Here is a 17,798-nt window from a genome sequence, read left to right as displayed (position 1 = left end):
CACTTGTCGGTGTTTTGTGCAACGTGATCTGCGTCGTATCGGGGCCGGCGCGTTTTCGCTTATTCTTGCGCCCCCAACCCTTGTTTAGCCTATCACGGAGAGGCCATTATGAAGTGGATAAAAATCTTACGTAGCGCGGTATTCATGCTGTTAGTTGTCGCCAGTTATGCCAAAGCAGAAGACGCGTTATCGCTAAAGTTGTTAGAGCGTTGGGCCGCGACTAACGTAGAGTTAAAGCCGCTTGGCGAGCAAGTGAAAGACTTTCAAAACACTGAAGCTCTTAAAAATTACTCTGAAGATCCGTTCGAAATATTGACGCTTAGTGACGCCAAACAGGACGAGCTAATAAATGCCGCGTTAAAAGAGCGTGGTATTTACGACGATGTGCAGGCGGTTATGGACGAGTACGGCTGGGACAATTACGGCGAATTTTCCCGTGTTCATATGCGTTTTTCGGGGCTTTATATGTATAAAATGCAGCAAGATCGTGGCGGGCAAGCGTATGCGCCTATACTGGAAAAGCTGCAATTAACACAGGAGGATCTCGATTTTTTAGAGGCTCACTGGGAGCAGATGCAAGCGGCGATGACACAAGTCGGCAGCTCTTAATTCTGCGAGGATGAAGAGGGCCTACCGGGGTAGGCCCTCCGTTATAAACCGTTCAGAAACGATTATTTAAACACCCTCCGTTTAGTTACAGTTGCCGCTAAAACAATCGTCGGTATGGCCAAAGCCAATGACACCGCTGCAGTGCATGGTTTCTGAGTAAGAGCCGCCACCACATTCGCCGTTGGCGTAAGTCGCCGTGTTGTACTCCATATCTTCTGCCTGACGATTCTCACCATTGACCGTGACGTAATCTAAAATCACATCGCGGCCAGAGGCGTCGTTGTCGTATTCAACGTTTACATCGCCACTGGCGCCACCGCTATAGGTGTAGCTTTGGTTGCTGGTGGTTAATGTCCAGTCGGCTACCGTCGCGCCGCCCACCCGCAGGTTAATGTGTTCACTGCCGCTGACGCCGCGCGCGCGTACGGTAACATCGCCACCATTGTTGCTGCCGCCACCGTTATTACCACCGCCGGTTGTGCCAAGGGTAATGTTGGAGTTACCACTGCTTTGATAGCCTTCGGTAGCCATGACCATGTAGTCGTGGTTACCAAGGTTTAAGCCGTGGCTGGCCCAGGCGTCAAAGTGATTACCGGTAGTAATGGTGCCGCCAGTGCGCTTTTGCTGACGCACGCTCCAGTATTGGTAGAAGGTAGCGGTCCCCTGAATTGAGGGCTGGTTAACCCGCTGGGTGCGGTAGATATCGTAGGTGCCGCCGTCGGTATTAACGGTACCGTAATACGTGCCGCTCTCGCCGGGACGATAACTGCCCCAGTTATCCACGATGTAATATTCGATCAGCGGGCTGGTAGTCCAGCCGTACAACGTAAGGTATCCGTTACCGGACGGGTTAAAGGTACCGGAGTAACTTACGGTACGACGCCCGCCCGGATTCCAACCTTTGCCGCCCACCCAGTTGCCGGTATTGCTCCACTGTGACGAATAGTTGCCGCCGGAGCCCAGCGTCATCGATACCGTGCCTGGGGCATCGGTCCAGAACGAGTAGTAGTAACCGTTGTGGGTACCGGTTTGGTTAGAGGTTAGGGTTTGTGCCTGGGTGGCGGCTACCGATAATACGGCAGCGGCGGTAGTCAGAATGGCTAAGCTTTTTTTGGCGTGCATTTTTGTGGCTTTTATTATGGTCATAATAACTCTCCGGTTATGCCTCGCAACCAATACCACCTTTAGAGGAAGAGGCGTTAAGGATGGTTTGCTTTCTAGGAGCAAACATTTGGGCGACTTAACCCACTGCTTTTATCGTTAAAAAGAGTTAAGCGGTTAACACTGTAGAGGTCACAGCTATCGTGGTCAATGGGACTATAAGGTTTTGGTCGAAATAACCATAAGGTGGGAGGTGGTTCGCGTAATCGTTGTTAACTTTAACTGTTCTAGCAAGCAATAATCATATAAATAAGAGAGGCTATTAGTCGCATTGGCCTGACTTTATTGATCGTTATCGCGTATCGGGGGTGTGCATTTAACGTAGTGTGGTGAGCATCTTTGTGCATTAACCTGAGCTTTTGATTGGGTCAGGTATGCAGCACGTTGGGGTAATCAAAGAGATATGGCGCTATCCGGTTAAAGGGATGGCGGGGGAGTCGCTCGCTCAGTGTGACCTTGGCCCTGAAGGGCTTGAGGGGGATCGGGTTTGGGCGCTGCGCGATTCTGCCCGTGGGGAAATTCAAAGTTGCAAGTTTCGTCCGGAGTTACTGCAGTGCACGGCAGCGTTACGCCCCAGCGGTGCAATTGATGTGGTTATGCCCTGCGGCGATGTCATCGCCAGCGACGACTTACATATTCATCAACGGCTGTCGGAGCTAGTGGGACACCAGTCGACGCTAGAGTCGCTCAAGCCGCTGGATAAGGCGGGTGACAACCGACACTTTTACCGGCGCTATAAGCCTAATAAGCACAGCTGGCTCGATGAGTTAAAAGACACTTTTGCCCGCGAGCCTGGCGAACCTCTGCCGGATTTTAGTCAAATGCCGCAACAGGCGCAGGACTTTGTCACATTGCCCGGCACCTTCTTTCTGGTGTCGCCGTTTCATATTATTACTACGGCAAGCGTAAGGTGTCTGCAAAAGCAATTGCCGGCGGCTGATTGGGATGTGCGTCGTTTTCGTCCAAATGTTGTTATTGAGACCAGCGATGGGGCTGAGGGGTTGTTAGAGCAAACTTGGCTGGGGCGGCAATTGTTGCTGGCGGGCTTGCCCATAGATTGTACGGCAGCCGCGCCACGCTGTGGCGCCGTTACACGCGCGCAAGCCGGCCTCGGAGCCGATAAAACCATGTTGCGCACCATTGTTCGCCGGGCGGCGCAAAATCTGGGTATTTATGGCGCCCTTCGCGAGGCGGGGACAATTCGGGTCGGAGATCCGGTGGCATTACTCTGAGGCGTTGAAGCCTATCATTAATTCATACCGTCCGAGCTTCACTAATGCGGCCGCGCTGCATAGAATAGCCGCTTAAATTGTTTCTAGGCTGGAGCTATTATGAACGACCAAACGCAAACTGAAATCGAGGCCGCCGCATTTCGCCGTCTTATCGAGCATCTCGACAGTCGCAAAGACGTGCAAAATATTGATTTAATGGACTTGGCCGGTTTTTGCCGCAACTGCCTGAGCCGCTGGTACCAAGAGGCCGCCGAAGAGCGTGGCGTCGCTATGGATAAAGAAGCCGCTCGCGAAGTTGTGTATAAAATGCCGCACAGTGAGTGGAAAGATAAATATCAAACTCCGCGCTAGGGGGTTGGTGCAGTCTGTCGATCGTGGTTTACTGCACGTTTAACGATCTTGGGGGCGCCGTTGATCATGAAGTATTCGTTTTTTGCGCTCGTCTTAATAGTGGCTACCTGCTCGTTACAAGCGGCGCAGTGTGTCTCTGAAGACGCCAGCGCGCAGAAAGATACGGCTATCTCATTGGCGGGCTTCGCCGACGCTATACATCATTGGTACAACCGCACCGACCAGTTAGATGCGCCCCTTTACGATACTTTTAACACCGTTGCCATTGCCGACAATATTGTTTTGTATCAGCGCGACAATGGCGGCTGGCCTGAGAACAAACACCCACAGCGCGTATTAAGCCCAGACGAAACAGTCATTATTGCAGCGAATAAATCACAAGCTGATGCCAGCTTTGATAACCGCAATATCTACCCGCAAATAACTTACCTAATGTGTGCGTACGAACAAACGGGTAACGAGCACTACCGCGCCGCGGCGCTAAAAGGCTTAACCTTCACGCTAGGCGCGCAATACGCTAACGGCGGCTGGCCGCACTCCCCCGGGCGCGCCGATCGCCCCTATGGCGATTACATTACCTTTGCCGATGAGGTAATGCCTGGTGTGCTGAGCTTTTTGCGGCAAGTGGCCAGCGCGCAGCCGCCCTTTAAAAGTATTCCTGCACCGCTACGTCAGCAAGCGGCGGCGGCCGTAACAAAAGGCGATGCATTAGTGCTTAACTTGCAAGTGCGAACAAAAGGACAGCGAGCCATTTGGGCGGGGCAGTATCATCCGCAAACCCTCGCGCCGATGGCGGCGCGCACTTATGAATTACCGGCGCTACAAACCTGGGAGAGCGTCGCCGTGGTGGAATATTTAATGTCGATTCCCAACCCTTCGCCCGAGGTAATAGCCGCCGTTGACAGTGCGGTGACTTGGTTTAGCGCCAATCGCATAGCGGGTGTACGTGTTGAAGAGTTTGCTATTGATCCGGTTCGGTTTACCTACCACACGGCGCGGTTCGATCGAAAGCTAGTAGCAGACGCGAATGCGCCGGGTTTATGGGCGCGTTTCTACGACTTAGACACCAGTGAGCCATTTTTTACCAATCGCGACGGCTCGAGAGTCGATGCGTTGGCAGACGTCGCACTCGAGCGTCGCAGCGGGTACGACTGGTACGGTAATTGGCCGGTGCACCTTATCCGCGACGCTTACCCCCGGTGGCGCGCTACAGTCAAAAAATAAAGCGGTTACTTATCGCTGTAAATGTAACAACGACAATGCCATTGTGAATTTTGCCTAAAAAGATAACTAATTTGGTGTAAATCTAGGGTTAGAGAGGCGCTTGGAGGCTGGTTTAAATTTTGCTTTCTTTCTAGTTTAGGCACTTACGGTAGAAGGAGTTTGGCATGAAACCGACGGCAACGCTTTATCGCATGGTAACCCCCGAGCATATCTGTCCTTTTGGATTAAAGTCGCGCGCGCTACTTAGGCGTAAAGGGTTTGCGCTAGAGGATCATAAGCTCAGCTCCCGCGAGCAAACCGATGCCTTTAAAAAACAACACGACGTTGATACCACACCGCAAACGTTTATCGATGGCAAGCGAATTGGTGGTTACGACGATCTGCGCCGCTATTTTGGCTTATCGCAAGAAGGTAGTGAGGGCACGAGTTACACGCCAGTAATCGCAATTTTTGCCACCTGTTTTTTATTGGCGTTGGCAGAGGTGTGGGCAAGCGGTATTAGTTTACTGTCGGCCCGAACACTGGAGGTCTTTGTGGCGCTGAGCATGACTGTGCTGGCGATTCAAAAACTGCAGGATTTAACCGCGTTTTCTAACCAGTTTATTACCTACGATCTGCTCTCAATGCGCTTTGTGCGCTACGCCTATGTGTACCCCTTTGCCGAGGCCTACGCGGGTATTGGTATGCTGGCCGGGCTCAGTGCGTGGCTGGTGTCGCCGGTGGCGTTGGTTATCGGCTCGCTGGGCGCGATATCGGTGATTAAGGCCGTATATATTGATAAGCGCGAGTTAAAGTGTGCCTGTGTCGGCGGCAACAGCAATGTGCCGTTGGGTTTTATCTCGCTCACCGAAAACCTCTTTATGGTGGGGGCTGCTATTTGGATGTGGCTAAAATAGCGGGTTCTTCTTCGCGCGTCACCGGTACATTCACAAGCCGTTCACAGGGGGAGGGTTAAGCTCGCGATAATACGTTATTACTGTGAGGTTAACTGTGGAGAACACACAAGTGCCGGCCCCTGCGGCTGGTATAACGCGCATTATCAAAGCGGGTGGTTACTCGCTTAAAGGGCTGGCCTTTGCCTGGCGCGCGGAAGCGGCGTTTCGTCAAGAGGTAGTGCTGTGTACCGGTTTGCTGATGTGCGCAATGTTGGTGTCTGTGTCGGCCGTCGAGCGAGCGTTATTGATACTTACCTTAGGTTTGGTGCTCGTGGTCGAGCTGGTTAATACCGCGGTCGAGGCTTGTATTGACCGTATCGGGCCGGACTATCACGCTTTGAGTGGCGCGGCAAAAGACGTCGGCTCTGCCGCGGTGCTGGTAGCGTTTGTGGTGGGAGCTTTGGTTTGGGCTACCATTCTACTGTAAGTGTGGTTAGGTGGAGGTAGTGGAGGTAACAGGAGCAATCTCAATCGCGACAGTAAACCTTTGCTCGTTGCTGGCAACGTTATAACCCCAATGGTTTAGCTCGCAAATACGCTCGATGATTTGTAAGCCGATGCCTTGCCGGGATTGCTCGAGTTCATTATCAATAGCGTTGCTAATGTTTATACCGGATGCAGTAATCGCCAGCGTAATGCAGCCTGTACTGTGTTGCGTCGCGTTGCGTATTAAGTTGTCCAGCACAATGTTCAACAAGTCACTGTTTATGTTCCAATCCAGTGAGGCAACGTGCCATTGTATGCGTTCACGATTTTGCTCGCCAGCGTGCTCCAGCAATAGATTCACAATATTTTCTAGGTCGCATTTTTGCAGTGGCGATACTTTTGTTTCATCTAGGCGCTCGGACTCTCGGCCTAAGTACAAAAAGGCGTTTATCAGCAGTGTTATGCGGTGGCTCGCGGCATCCAGCCGGCTAATCGCCCGGTGGGTTACCTCGGGGGCTAAGCCATCTTTTTTTAGCAGATCAATATTGCCGCGGATAACTGCCGCCGGCGAGCGCAGCTCGTGACTGGCAAAGCGGGTAAAGTCACGTTCGCGCAGGGCAAAGGCTTGCATTCGATTAAACAAATTACCAAAGGCACGGCTAAGCTGGCCTATCTCGTCATCGCGCGATAGCGTGGGAAACTGAGTGTCCTCTGCAGAAAGATTTTGCACCGAGTGGGTGAGCGAAACGACAGGCTCAGCTAGTTGGCGTGCCATTTTAGTCGCCATAATAAACAAAATAAGGGTGGCCAGTACCACCGCCATAAGAATAAACACCATGTCGTCAAACTCAGCGATAAAAAAATCGCCCAGCCCCGTCGCCTTAGAGACGACGTAATAACGCTGTTGGTTTGTCGGGTTGATACCCACATACACAGGCGTATCGGTTAGCGCTTCGGGCTGGTTTGATGTTAAAGCTTGGCGAATAATCTCGGGCAGTTCGGCCTCATTAAAATAGACGGTATAGTCGTCGGTGACAAAGGTATTGTGCCCTTCATCGCTGTGTTGCAGTGCGATAGCTATTGCCGTTTGCGCGCTGGCACCGGCTGAGGCATCCTCCTCTGAGGCTTCAATCATTAACCAAACAATAGAAAACGTAAACAGCATCAGCAAGCAGCTGTAGCCTACCAAAGAGGCGATTAGTTTTTGTGTGTAGTTAAGCTTCATCGGCGGTGCCTGCGCTGCCATCGGTAATACAAAAGCCAACGCCACGAATGGTTTTAAGTAACGGTTGTTCGAATGGTTTGTCTATTAATCGGCGCAGTTGATACAAGTGGCTGCGTAATGCGTCACTCTCTGGCGGTTGATCGTGCCAGATGGCTGACTCTAAATTCTCACGGCTAACAATACGTGGTGACTGGGTCATCAAGTGGCGCAGAATTTGAAACTGATATTTATTAAGGGAAATCGTTTGGCCATCGCGCTGAACGATATTTTGTTCTACATCCATGGTGAGCGGCCCGACCGATAGCTGGCGCGCTTGATGACGCGAAATCCGTAGGCTGAGCGCGTGTATACGGTACAAAAGCTCTTCCATGGCAAAAGGTTTTACCAGGTAATCATCGCCACCGGCTTTAAAGCCGTCAATTTTATCAAGCAGGGTATCGCGCGCAGTTAAAAAGAGTATGGGGGTGGTGCAGCCAGCGGAGCGCAAAAGTTGGCAGGCGTTTAAGCCATCCATGCCGGGCATCATAACGTCCAACACAATGACATCGTAGCGATGTTGCGAGGCTAAGCTCACCGCCTCCCGGCCGTTGCGGGCACAATCGGTTTGCATGCCGTGTGCCTGAAGCTGGTCGATAATGGTGGCTAAAATATCACGATCATCATCGACGACAAGTACGTCCATAGCGGCTCACTACTGAATGCGCCAATAGGCGGCTTTGAGTGGGTTTGGAGTGTGTGTTCACGATTCTAGCAGACCCGTAGCGACACTGGCTATGTAAGTGGCGTGGCGCGCGGCAATGGCCGCCGGTAGATAACACAGTAACAGGCCAGCGCGGAAAACCAACAAATAGCGAGCGTCCATAGATCGTGCGATACAAAGTGTGCGCCGCGCAATTGTTGCGTTACGCCAAATAGTAAACCTAACAGTAATACTAGCCCCAGCGCCCAGCCACGTTTGCTCGGGGCATACCGCAAGGCAATAAAATACAACCCCATCCAGGCGTACCCCGCACTGGCGTGACCGGCAGGAAAGCACTGGCCGGCGGGTATCGTATCGGGACGACGGGAAAATATCGGCGTGTAATCTAAGCTGCCGCCAAATAGCGCTAAGTCCCACGGGCAGTTAACGCCAGTGGTGTGTTTTCCCACCGATACCAGCGTTGCCGCGACTCCGGCTGATAATAATAGGTAGCCCATCGCCTGCTGGTACGGTTTAAGCTTCGCTACCGTAAAACTCAAGCTCCATGTACCCAGGAGTATCACCAGCATTAGCACCATAAGGTTGCGTCCGCCACGGTGGAGTACTTGCTCGAGTAGCCAATGATTTTTCAGTGCCCAAGAATCGCCCTCGGCGTGATAAAAAATCTGCCCTAACGTCAAATCAAGGTGGCTTAGCTCGAGTGTTGCCGCCAGAGCGATAAATACCGCCAAGGGTATCCACAAGTGAGTGAAGTAGAAGCGTCGGCTGTTCATCGCTTGGCGATTAAATTTAAGGGCTGTCCAGTTGTTTGGCACTGGCTGATGATATCCATGTTTGGAGTGTAGTTGTCGGTATCCACGGCCATTAATCCGAGCAGTGAGTGGTATAGGTTATCGTGGCTGAAGCTCTGTGAGGCCTTGTCGGCAAGGCATTGCTTAGAGAGGTGAAATTGCGTTTGATAATCCTCCGACAGCCACATAATCATAGGCACATGCTTTTGCTCATCGGGGGCTAAAAAATAGGGTAAGCCGTGTAAAAAGACATTGCCCTCGCCGAGGGATTCGCCGTGATCAGATACGTACAGCATCGCGGTGGTATAGGTTTGTTGTCGAGCTTTTAAGTAATCAATAACCTTGGATAAAAAATGATCGGTATAGCGGATGCTGTTGTCATAGGCATTGATGATCTCTTGCCGGCTACAGCGTTGTAAGTCACCGGTTTTACAGGCGGGTTGAAACACCGAGAACTCATCGGGGTAGCGCTTATCGTACGCGGGACCATGGCTTCCTTTTTGGTGCAAAACAATCAATGTGTCGCCATTGTTTTTTGCTAAATACTGATCTAGGTTGTCGAGTAACATGTCGTCAAAGCATTCACTCTCTAGGCAGGTGATCGTGTTTTCTGGGCCGCTTGTGCCCTGCTTGTTAATACGGTCACAGACGCCTTTGCAGCCCGAGTTGTTGTCGCGCCAGACAACGTCGATACCCGCTCGTTCAATAACGTCTAAAACGTTTTCTCGCGAGCGGGCTCGATCACCGTTGTAGTTTGCGCGGTTCCGGTCTGAAAACATACAGGGTAGTGACACGGCGGTGCTAGTGCCGCAGGATGCCACCTGACTGAAGTTAATAATATCTTGTTGTTGCAGCTGCGGGTTGGTATCGCGCGGGTAGCCATTTAAAGCAAAGTTAGCGGCGCGGGCGGTCTCACCGACGACGACAATAGTAATAACCGGTTTTTGCTGGGCATCCCAAATAGGTTCCTTTTTGGCATCTAGCCCAATGCTGACTAGCGGTTGCTTGCTTTCATTATAAGCGCCGCTTAAGTAGCGTGCGCCGTAATACAGAGCATTAGACGGTACCAATAGGTGGCGAACTTCACGGTGATTGCGAAACAGCGAAGAGTAGGTTTTGTAAAAGGGCAACACGGCGGCCACTAAAGTGATAACGCTTAGGGTTGCCACTAGGGCTTGTCGTTTAAGTTGTTGCATTGGCCTGGCATACGAAATTCGTATGCGGCTGATGATCAGTGCCGGAATAATACCATACAGAGCTAGGTGAATTAGCATTGAGGCGTTGATTAGGTCTAGCGCTTCGTGACTATCGGTCTCAACAATATTTTGAATCATGTTTTTATCAAACACGACGCCATAGTTTTGCATAAAATAGCTGATTCCAGCCGACACCAAGATAATCGATATTAATACTGGTTTTTGAATCCACTTAAAGCAGATGCAAGCCAACAGAAGATTAAATGCGGAAACCACAAAGACAAAAAAGGAGAGAAAAAATAAACTCTGGGGGAGTGTCTCGGTAAAAATTAGAGTCCAAAGGCTACTGTTGTAAAGCAAGGTCAGTATAATGCAAAAAAGCAGCGATACGGCGCTACTGTGCAAGAGCGTTTTTAACAGTGGGTGCATAATCAATCTCACCAGTAAATGGGCGCGAGCAAGGTGGCGCAGCTCACGCGGTACTGAGGAAAGATAGCCGCTGTTGGGTGAACGGATTGTGAAATTTATTCGTGATGTTCGATTTTTAAAAAATTGTTCTAGCTTTTCTGGTTTTTTCGACTAAATAAGTCAATTTTTTCGGTGATGAGTTGGTTGTATAGATCACTGTTGTCGATAGTCAATCATAATTCGCTTAAAGAAAAATCTCTTTGATGCTAGTGCTTGCTCTGGTTTTTGTAAAGATTTTAAGGACGTTATTGTCGTAACTTCAGTCGGCTGGATCTTGGCATTTGTCTGTTTTAGGTGGGTTTGATAAAAGCGCTATATCGCAAAAAATAAGGGTTTTGTCGTCGACTAGGACCTTTCTGTAAAGGTTGTCTTCATAGATCTTCTCCCCTTGATAATATGTTACATTTCTTTCGATGTTCGAGTTTTTCACACGAAACCCCATTAGGCCTGATAGCCAAACGCTCAGGTCGTAATGGCTGAGGTGGTGCTCGTTTGGTGTATCCCATTTCTCTGATGTGCTGTTGGGTCTTTGATAAAAAACTATAGGGACCGAGGATATCTCTTTGGTCAATCTATTGTGCCCCCATATACCGTTTTCACCTAAGCTCTCGCCGTGATCTGAGGTGATGATGACAACTTGGCTTCCTTTCAATGCGCTTTCAGTGTAATGAATAATCTTGTCTACCACATCATCGAATAAGGCTAAGGAGTTGTCGTAGGCGTTTATGGTTCTCTGAGACAGTTTGGTGTTTTCGCTATCGTCCCATATAGAAAATTTATTTCTGTGGTTTTCATAAGACTGAATGTAGGGTGCATGGCTGCCCCAGAGGTTAATGATAATAAAGTTTTTGGCGCTAGGCTGGTAACCCTCAAGCCAGTTTAACATTTGGTAGTCGCCTGATAATTTCACCCCGACTGGGTCGTTATCTCTGGTGATGATATTATCAATATAACTGACGCCTAAATCGTTTAGCAGCTTTGATTCCATGGTGGAAAGCCACGATGTCTTATAGCCGGAGAGTTTCGCGAGTCGAAATAGATTTGCCGTCTTCGACTCCAGCTGCTTCGTGTTGCCGGGCTCGTACACGGTGTTAATAAGTAATGGCAGCGATGCTCCCGTCGCTACGGAAGACGAAATCCCCTGTTTTGATATGACTCGCCCTTGAGACATTCTTTTATCGAGGTTAGGGGTTGTTGGTCTTGAGTAGCTGTTGATCGATAAGTGATCGTACCTTATTGAGTCGCCGATTATCAGTACGATGTTGTCAGGGGTTGAGTCATCGCTTCGGCGGGAAACCGTGTAATCTTCGTATTCAGGTGCAGAGAAGGAAGATGGATTCCAGAGAATTTTTACCAGATAGTAGCTGAATGTATTGATGGAGTTGTGTAGTGAACTTCTGGTGGGGCTCGGAAGAAACGCGATGAGGTCTCGGTCAAGAGCGCGTATGGGTTTGCTGATTAAAATCGCCAGAATAAATACTTGGGCAGTCGCCGGAGTTATACCGGCCGCTCTCTTTTGAAATTTATTGAATAGCAAAAAATGTAGCGTATAGGGTATAGCGACCGCCAGAATAGCAAGATAGTGGCTCACCCATTCGCTGGCAATGACTTTCGTTATATCGTCTGAATCTGAAAAGACCTTTGACATATCAATCGGGTTGATCGGAGTCCCCGCGTAGGAGATATAAGAAATTTGTATCAGCTCTATGAAGGCGAATACTCCTAAAACGACGCGGGGAACCGCTTTTGATCCGCTAAACCACAACGATGCACTAAGTGCGTACAAAATAAAAACGTATTTTAATTCAAGTTCTGACTGGTTTGCGTCTGTGTAGATCTTCTGTAAGAAATCATCCGATAGAAATAAAAGTACAGATGTTGAGGATAGTAACAGGTATTTAAGGATGGATTTATGGTGTGACGTAAGAATTCGAATAGCCATTTAGAGGTAAAACCTGTTTTTTATCGTAGTAATACGAGATAGATGGTTAGACCAAGCAGTAATCTGTACACGAGGAAAATTTGCAGGCTAAATTTCTCAATAAATTTAAGAAATAGATGTATTGTGATGATTGCCGAAAGAAATGAAACGACACAGCCTAGGATTAGTGGCATCCATAGAGTTGTTTCGTTTGTTGTGATTAATTCATAGCCTTTTACAAGAACCGCTAAGAAGGTGATGGGGATAGCAAGCAAGAACGAAAACTTAGCGGCATCTTTTCTCGTCAGGCCTAACGCCAGGCCCGCCGTAATGGTGGCTCCTGATCGAGATGTTCCAGGTATCAAGGCTGCTGCCTGAGCTATGCCTATAATCAGCACGTCTTTCCAGTTTATGGAGTTTAACTCTCGATCTTTTTTTCCGACGTAGTCTGTTAAGCCTAATAGCAAACCAAATATTACGGTGGTAAAAAAAATAACCGTTGCAGATCTAAGGCTAGTGTCGATATAGTCCAATAACATAAGTCCGGCGATTCCAGCCGGAACCGTACCAAAAACAATCGCCCAGGCCAGCCTGCTCATGCCTACATGTTCTCTTGTCGCTAAAGACAGAAGTCCATCTTGAACCAGGCGTTTTACGTCTGCGTAAAAATACCCAATGACCGCCATCAACGTGCCTAGGTGCACCGACAGATCAAACGCGAGGCCTTGATCGCTCCAGCCAAGCAGTTGTGGAACCAATATCAGGTGGGCGGAGCTTGAGATGGGAAGAAATTCTGTAAAGCCCTGAAGTATTGCCAGGGTAACGATGTGAATCAGCAGCATTATAGGTAGTTTCTATTGAGGCCGTGAAGTCAAGAAGACCGGATGCCTATAAGCTACTTCGTTGTGTGTGAATGGACTGTGAAAAGTGTGCTCGTGGTGACATAACCGTGGTGTTTGCCTTATTTAGCACTGTTCTAGAGCTGGTATTTCATCCAATACTAATGGGCATAGTACTTATCATAAAAAAGGGGCCTAAGCCCCAAAAGTGACAACATAGTTACGCCAGTAAAATTATTGATATTGCTCTCCGTTGGTCGGTTCTCATCGTTATTGGGGTGCAACGATTTCACTGATGTAGTTATCGAGCCCCGCAGGGTCTACTTCGGGCCAGCCGTCGTTCCAGCCAATCGGTAATATCTTTAGCTTTTGCAGTCCGTTATCGGCGGCTTCGTAGGCGTGAAATACCAAGTAATCTTTGCCGTCAAAGCTGTAGGCACTGTTGTGGCCAAGGCCTGGCCACTTTTTATTGCCTTTTAAAATAACCGTCGCACCACCTTGGGCCAGGTCGCGGCCGTCTTTATCTAGGTACGGGCCGGTCACGGCTTCGCTGCGGCCAACGGCAATATGGTAAGTGCTGTCGGCCCCCCGGCAGCATTTACCCAATGAGATAAATTGATAGTAGTAATTGCCGTGCTTAAAAATAAAAGGGGCCTCAAGTTCGGCGGGGCCGGCTTCGTGGGCGGGAACACCAGCCGGACGAGTGCCAGCGGCAATGCCGTACCACTGCTCCGGTTCGGCTGGGGCCGACCAGTCGTCATTAAGCTTAAACAACTTGTGCCCGCTCCAGAAAGAGCCAAAGGCCATCCAGCCGTTGCCCTCTTCGTCGGCAATTACCGCGGGGTCAATCGCGTTCCAGTTGTCGCGGTTGGGTACCGATTCAATCACGATCCCCTGATCCTTCCAGCCGTACTCCGGCGAGGCTGGGTCTAGGGTGTCGGTTATGGTTAAGCCGATGGCTGAGGTGTTTTTGCCAAAGGCAGACACTGAGTAATAGAGGTAGTATTTCCCATCTTTTTCTACAATATCGGGCGCCCATAAATGACCATCAAACCCCGGAGCGACCTCTTTAGCCCAGCTAGGCTGACCGGCAAAAGCGCGGCCTTGTGGGCGCCAGTGGATCATATCGTCTGAGTTGTAGATGGTGATGCCGGGACCGGTGCTAAATAGGTAGTAGCGACCGTCTTCTTTGGCCATTACGGGGTCGTGAATACTCACTTGAGCGCCCACCTGATTGGGCTGAGCGCTGCTGCAGGCGGCGAGGGCCAATGCCAGAGCGGCGGTGGCTAAGCGCCAAATTGGTAACAGTCGGGACGTCATGGGGGTTCCTCGTTATCTATTTTCAGTAAAGGCGCGTTTCATGTGCCTGTTGCACGGCTGTGTCGGCGCGGCTCTGTTTAATTGTAAAGATTTGCCAATAGCGGTGGTCGATGACCTTGTAGTCATTATTGTATTATAATAGTATCCATATGCAAGCCGTAATACAGCTGTTGCCCCGTGCGCATGAGCGCAGCGTGGCGGTAGATGCCGGCTGTACAAGCAACATAACCCAAATAATAGGTAAATAAAGGGCGGTTAGTCGCGATGACAAGTTTATTATTTCGAGTGCTTGGCACTTTAGTGTTGCTAGCCGCGTGGCCCGCGCTAGCCGACGGCGATTTTCCGTACCACAACCCCATTGTCGAGCAGCGCGCCGATCCTTGGATTCACAAGCACACCGATGGTTATTATTACTTTATAGGTACAGCGCCCGAGTTTGACCGGATCGAGCTGCGCCGAGCGAAAACCATCAACGGCTTACGTGAAGCCAGCGCCAAAGTGATTTGGCGCAAGCATGCCGGCGGTGAGTTGGGGGCAAATATCTGGGCGCCTGAGCTGCACTTTATTGATGGCCAATGGGTGATTTACTACGCGGCCGCCCCCGCTGACAAACCTTTTTTGATTCGTATGCACACCTTAACCAGTAATGCCGTTAACCCAATGGACGGCCCATGGGTTGAAGCGGGCCAAATTCAAACGCCGTGGGACAGTTTTTCTCTGGACGCCACCAGCTTTAGTCACAAAGGTAAGCGTTATCTAATCTGGGCTCAAAAAGATAAGGCCGAAAGCTACAATTCGGCCCTCTATATGGCTGAGCAAACCTCTGCGACCACCATCAAAGAGCCGGTCATTACCCTGACCGAGCCGACCTTAGACTGGGAAACCATTGGCTATAAAGTTAACGAAGGGGCGGCGGTAATTAAAAAGCACGGCCGTGTGTTTGTGACTTATTCGGCCAGCGCTACCGACCACAACTACGCGATGGGAATGCTCTGGGCCGATGTCGACGCCGATCTAATGGACCCGAGCGTGTGGCACAAATCGCCGACGCCAGTGTTTGCGACGAATGCCGAGTTAAAACGATTTGGCCCCGGCCACAATAGCTTTACCGTGGCCGAAGACGGCGTTACCGACCTGATGATTTACCACGCGCGCGACTATCGCGAGCTAAAAGGCACCCCTTTGACTGACCCTAATCGCAATGCCCGAGCCCGTGAGTTGGGTTGGGATGATCAAGGGATGCCGGTCTTTAACCAAACCCAGGACGATTAAGTCGTCTGATCGCCAGTAACGGAGAAACGCCCGCGCCATGACCGAGATATGTACAATTACAAAATCCCCCTACGGAAGATTACAGGACGGCCGCGCGGTCGAGTTGTATACCCTGCAAAACAATCGTGGTATGAGCGTCGGTATTATTACCTACGGCGGCATCATCACCTCATTGGTGTGCCCCGATCGTGACGGTCAATGCGATGACGTGGTGTTAGGTTTTGACGCCCTGGCGCCCTACGAAACCGACTCGCCGTATTTTGGCGCCTTAATCGGACGGGTTGGCAACCGCTTGGCCGATGGCCGGTTTGAGCTGGACGCCAAGCCGTATCAATTAGCGTTAAACGAGAATGGCGTAAGCCACTTGCACGGTGGTGAGTGCGGTTTTGACAAAGTGTTATGGCAAGCCGAATCACGTATTACGAGTGATGCCGCCGAGTTGGCGCTGCGCTACGTTAGCGCCGATGGCGATCAGGGCTACCCGGGCAACCTCACCGTCGAGGTCGTGTATCGCTTAACCGGTGATAACCGTTTATTTGCCGAGTACCGTGCCACAACCGATGCGCCGACACCGGTTAACCTCACACAACACAGCTACTTTAACTTGGCGGGTAAGGGTGATGTGCTGCACCACGAGCTTACGCTAAACGCAAAAGCCTATACCCCCATCGACCAACATTTAATCCCCACGGGTGAAATTGCTCCGGTGGCAAACACACCGTTTGATTTTCGTGTGGCAAAAAAAATAGGGGCTGAGCTAGACACTAGCGATGCACAATTAACTCTGGCGGGCGGCTACGACCACAACTTTGCGGTAAGCCAAGCCACCGCCGGCGAGCTAACCCGCGCGGCGCGAGTGCACGAGCCAACCACCGGCCGGGTATTAACACTGCACACCACCGCGCCCGGCGTGCAGTTTTACTCGGGCAATTTTCTCGATGGCAGCTTGCAGGGCAAGGGCCGCGATTTTACGCATCGCAGCGGTTTTTGTTTAGAGCCGCAACACTTTCCCGATGCGCCCAACCAGCCAAATTTTGCGGATATTACCTTGCGCCCCGGCGAGGAGTATCGCTCGACCTTGTGTTTTAGTTTCTCGACAGATACCTGAGCTAGGTATCCGCGTCGCGCCATAATGAATAACTCAATGAATTCGAATAAATGAATAGAGGTAACACTATGAAAAGATCACTTAGCGCCCTTATCGCTTCGCTCGCTCTTACCGGCGCCGCTGCGCAGGCGGCCAACCCATTGTTTAGCGATGTACTGACGGCCGATCCGGCCGCGATGGTGCACGATGGTACCGTGTATCTGTACACCGGCCACGATGAGGCACCCGACAATAAAACCTTTTACCAAATGAATAAGTGGTTGGTGTTTTCCTCCACCGACATGGTCAACTGGGAGTCTCACGGCTCGCACATGAACGTAAAAGATTTTAAATGGGCCAAAGGTGATGCCTGGGCCGCCCACACGGTAGAAAAAGACGGTAAGTTTTACTTTTACACCACGGTGCGCCACGCCACTATTAACGGCTTTGCCATAGGGGTGGGTGTGTCTGATAGCCCCACCGGACCCTTCAAAGATGCTCTGGGTAAAGCTTTGGTCACTAACGATATGACCACTGACATCGACATCGATTGGGATGACTTAGACCCTGCGGTTTATATCGACGATGACGGCCAAGCCTATATGTTTTGGGGCAATTCGCAGGCGTATTACGCTAAGTTAGAAGACAATATGATCGAGCTGGATGGCCCGATTCATAAAATTGATATCCCCGACTTTACCGAAGCGCTGCACGTCCATAAGCACGGCGAGTATTACTATTTAACGTATGCCACGGGCTTTCCCGAGAAAACCTCCTACTCCATGAGTAAGTCGGTCACTGGCCCCTGGGAGCATAAAGGTCTTTTAAACGAGCTGGCGGGCAACTCGAATACTAACCACCAAACTATTATCGACTTTAAAGGCAACTCGTACTTTATTTATCACAACGGCAGCCATATTCCAGACGGCGGCAGCTTTCGTCGCTCAGTGTGTATTGACGATTTGCACTACAACGCCGACGGCACCATCAAGCGTATTGTTATGACCAGTGAAGGCGTCGATCCAGTTAAATAAAAACTGG

Annotated in this window: 16 protein-coding genes and 1 pseudogene; 9 read left to right on the top strand and 8 right to left on the bottom strand. The window is 50.4% G+C overall.

All coding sequences use genetic code 11. From position 1 onward, the window contains the following. Positions 1 to 108 precede the first annotated feature (108 nt). On the top strand, positions 109 to 609 hold the full coding sequence (locus ACGHAD_RS14475) for a hypothetical protein (protein WP_382417870.1): 501 nt from the start codon (positions 109 to 111) through the stop codon (positions 607 to 609). A gap of 84 nt (positions 610 to 693) precedes the next feature. On the opposite strand, the pseudogene ACGHAD_RS14470 reads toward ACGHAD_RS14475, so the two are convergent. Further along, positions 694 to 1,731 (bottom strand): annotated as a pseudogene (locus tag ACGHAD_RS14470) (glycoside hydrolase family 11 protein); the annotation flags it as partial. A gap of 413 nt (positions 1,732 to 2,144) precedes the next feature. On the opposite strand from ACGHAD_RS14470, the gene ACGHAD_RS14465 reads away from it, so the two are divergent. The 5 genes from ACGHAD_RS14465 (at position 2,145) to ACGHAD_RS14445 (ending at position 5,939) form a co-directional block, all read left to right on the top strand. Next, entirely contained in the window at positions 2,145 to 3,002 is an 858-nt protein-coding gene (locus tag ACGHAD_RS14465; RefSeq protein ID WP_382417872.1) for an MOSC domain-containing protein, read from the top strand. Between the two features lie 99 nt (positions 3,003 to 3,101). Next, the gene (locus ACGHAD_RS14460) at positions 3,102 to 3,353 is read left to right on the top strand and encodes a DUF1244 domain-containing protein (RefSeq protein ID WP_339615748.1); all 252 of its coding nucleotides are present in this window, start codon (positions 3,102 to 3,104) and stop codon (positions 3,351 to 3,353) included. A gap of 66 nt (positions 3,354 to 3,419) precedes the next feature. Next, positions 3,420 to 4,577 carry a pectate lyase gene (gene pelA / locus ACGHAD_RS14455; protein WP_382417874.1) on the top strand — a complete coding sequence of 386 codons (1,158 nt, stop codon included), beginning with the start codon at positions 3,420 to 3,422 and terminating at the stop codon, positions 4,575 to 4,577. A 164-nt stretch (positions 4,578 to 4,741) separates the two neighbouring features. Beyond that, entirely contained in the window at positions 4,742 to 5,473 is a 732-nt protein-coding gene (locus ACGHAD_RS14450; protein ID WP_382417876.1) for a MauE/DoxX family redox-associated membrane protein, read from the top strand. A 94-nt stretch (positions 5,474 to 5,567) separates the two neighbouring features. Continuing rightward, positions 5,568 to 5,939, top strand: a complete 372-nt coding sequence (locus ACGHAD_RS14445; protein WP_382417878.1) for a diacylglycerol kinase — start codon at positions 5,568 to 5,570, stop codon at positions 5,937 to 5,939. Between the two features lie 6 nt (positions 5,940 to 5,945). Here the strand turns inward: ACGHAD_RS14445 and ACGHAD_RS14440 are convergent, their stop codons facing one another. The 7 genes from ACGHAD_RS14440 to ACGHAD_RS14410 all read right to left on the bottom strand — a co-directional run bounded on the left by ACGHAD_RS14440 (position 5,946) and on the right by ACGHAD_RS14410 (position 14,398). Next, positions 5,946 to 7,163 (bottom strand): sensor histidine kinase, encoded by a 1,218-nt coding sequence (locus ACGHAD_RS14440; protein ID WP_382417880.1) that lies wholly within the window; start codon positions 7,161 to 7,163, stop codon positions 5,946 to 5,948. Beyond that, positions 7,153 to 7,845: a response regulator transcription factor gene (locus ACGHAD_RS14435; protein ID WP_382417882.1), complete on the bottom strand. Its 693-nt coding sequence runs from the start codon at positions 7,843 to 7,845 to the stop codon at positions 7,153 to 7,155. The genes ACGHAD_RS14440 and ACGHAD_RS14435 overlap by 11 nt, the downstream gene beginning before the upstream one ends. Before the next feature lie 89 nt (positions 7,846 to 7,934). Further along, positions 7,935 to 8,636, bottom strand: coding sequence for a phosphatase PAP2 family protein (locus ACGHAD_RS14430; RefSeq protein ID WP_382417884.1), 702 nt, complete (start codon positions 8,634 to 8,636; stop codon positions 7,935 to 7,937). Then, a complete protein-coding gene (locus ACGHAD_RS14425; RefSeq protein ID WP_382417886.1) occupies positions 8,633 to 10,279 on the bottom strand; it encodes a phosphoethanolamine transferase in 1,647 nt (548 codons plus the stop codon). Before ACGHAD_RS14425 ends, ACGHAD_RS14430 begins: the two co-directional genes overlap by 4 nt. Before the next feature lie 298 nt (positions 10,280 to 10,577). Then, positions 10,578 to 12,260 carry a phosphoethanolamine transferase gene (locus ACGHAD_RS14420; protein ID WP_382417888.1) on the bottom strand — a complete coding sequence of 561 codons (1,683 nt, stop codon included), beginning with the start codon at positions 12,258 to 12,260 and terminating at the stop codon, positions 10,578 to 10,580. A 20-nt stretch (positions 12,261 to 12,280) separates the two neighbouring features. Next, positions 12,281 to 13,081 carry an undecaprenyl-diphosphate phosphatase gene (locus ACGHAD_RS14415; RefSeq protein ID WP_382417890.1) on the bottom strand — a complete coding sequence of 267 codons (801 nt, stop codon included), beginning with the start codon at positions 13,079 to 13,081 and terminating at the stop codon, positions 12,281 to 12,283. Positions 13,082 to 13,348: 267 nt separating this feature from the next. Further along, complete coding sequence (locus ACGHAD_RS14410; protein WP_382417892.1) at positions 13,349 to 14,398, bottom strand: arabinan endo-1,5-alpha-L-arabinosidase; 1,050 nt, start codon at positions 14,396 to 14,398, stop codon at positions 13,349 to 13,351. A 264-nt stretch (positions 14,399 to 14,662) separates the two neighbouring features. On the opposite strand from ACGHAD_RS14410, the gene ACGHAD_RS14405 reads away from it, so the two are divergent. The 3 genes from ACGHAD_RS14405 (at position 14,663) to ACGHAD_RS14395 (ending at position 17,791) form a co-directional block, all read left to right on the top strand. Then, a complete protein-coding gene (locus ACGHAD_RS14405) occupies positions 14,663 to 15,670 on the top strand; it encodes a family 43 glycosylhydrolase (protein ID WP_382417894.1) in 1,008 nt (335 codons plus the stop codon). A 37-nt stretch (positions 15,671 to 15,707) separates the two neighbouring features. After that, positions 15,708 to 16,778 (top strand): aldose epimerase family protein, encoded by a 1,071-nt coding sequence (locus tag ACGHAD_RS14400; protein WP_382417896.1) that lies wholly within the window; start codon positions 15,708 to 15,710, stop codon positions 16,776 to 16,778. 68 nt (positions 16,779 to 16,846) lie between these two features. Further along, positions 16,847 to 17,791 (top strand): glycoside hydrolase family 43 protein, encoded by a 945-nt coding sequence (locus ACGHAD_RS14395; protein WP_382417898.1) that lies wholly within the window; start codon positions 16,847 to 16,849, stop codon positions 17,789 to 17,791. The last annotated feature ends 7 nt before the right edge of the window (positions 17,792 to 17,798 follow it).

The organism is Gilvimarinus japonicus (assembly GCF_042847215.1).
Lineage (GTDB): Bacteria > Pseudomonadota > Gammaproteobacteria > Pseudomonadales > Cellvibrionaceae > Gilvimarinus > Gilvimarinus japonicus.
The sequence above is the reverse complement of the archived record's forward strand: the minus strand, read 5'-3'. Positions and strand labels throughout refer to the sequence as shown.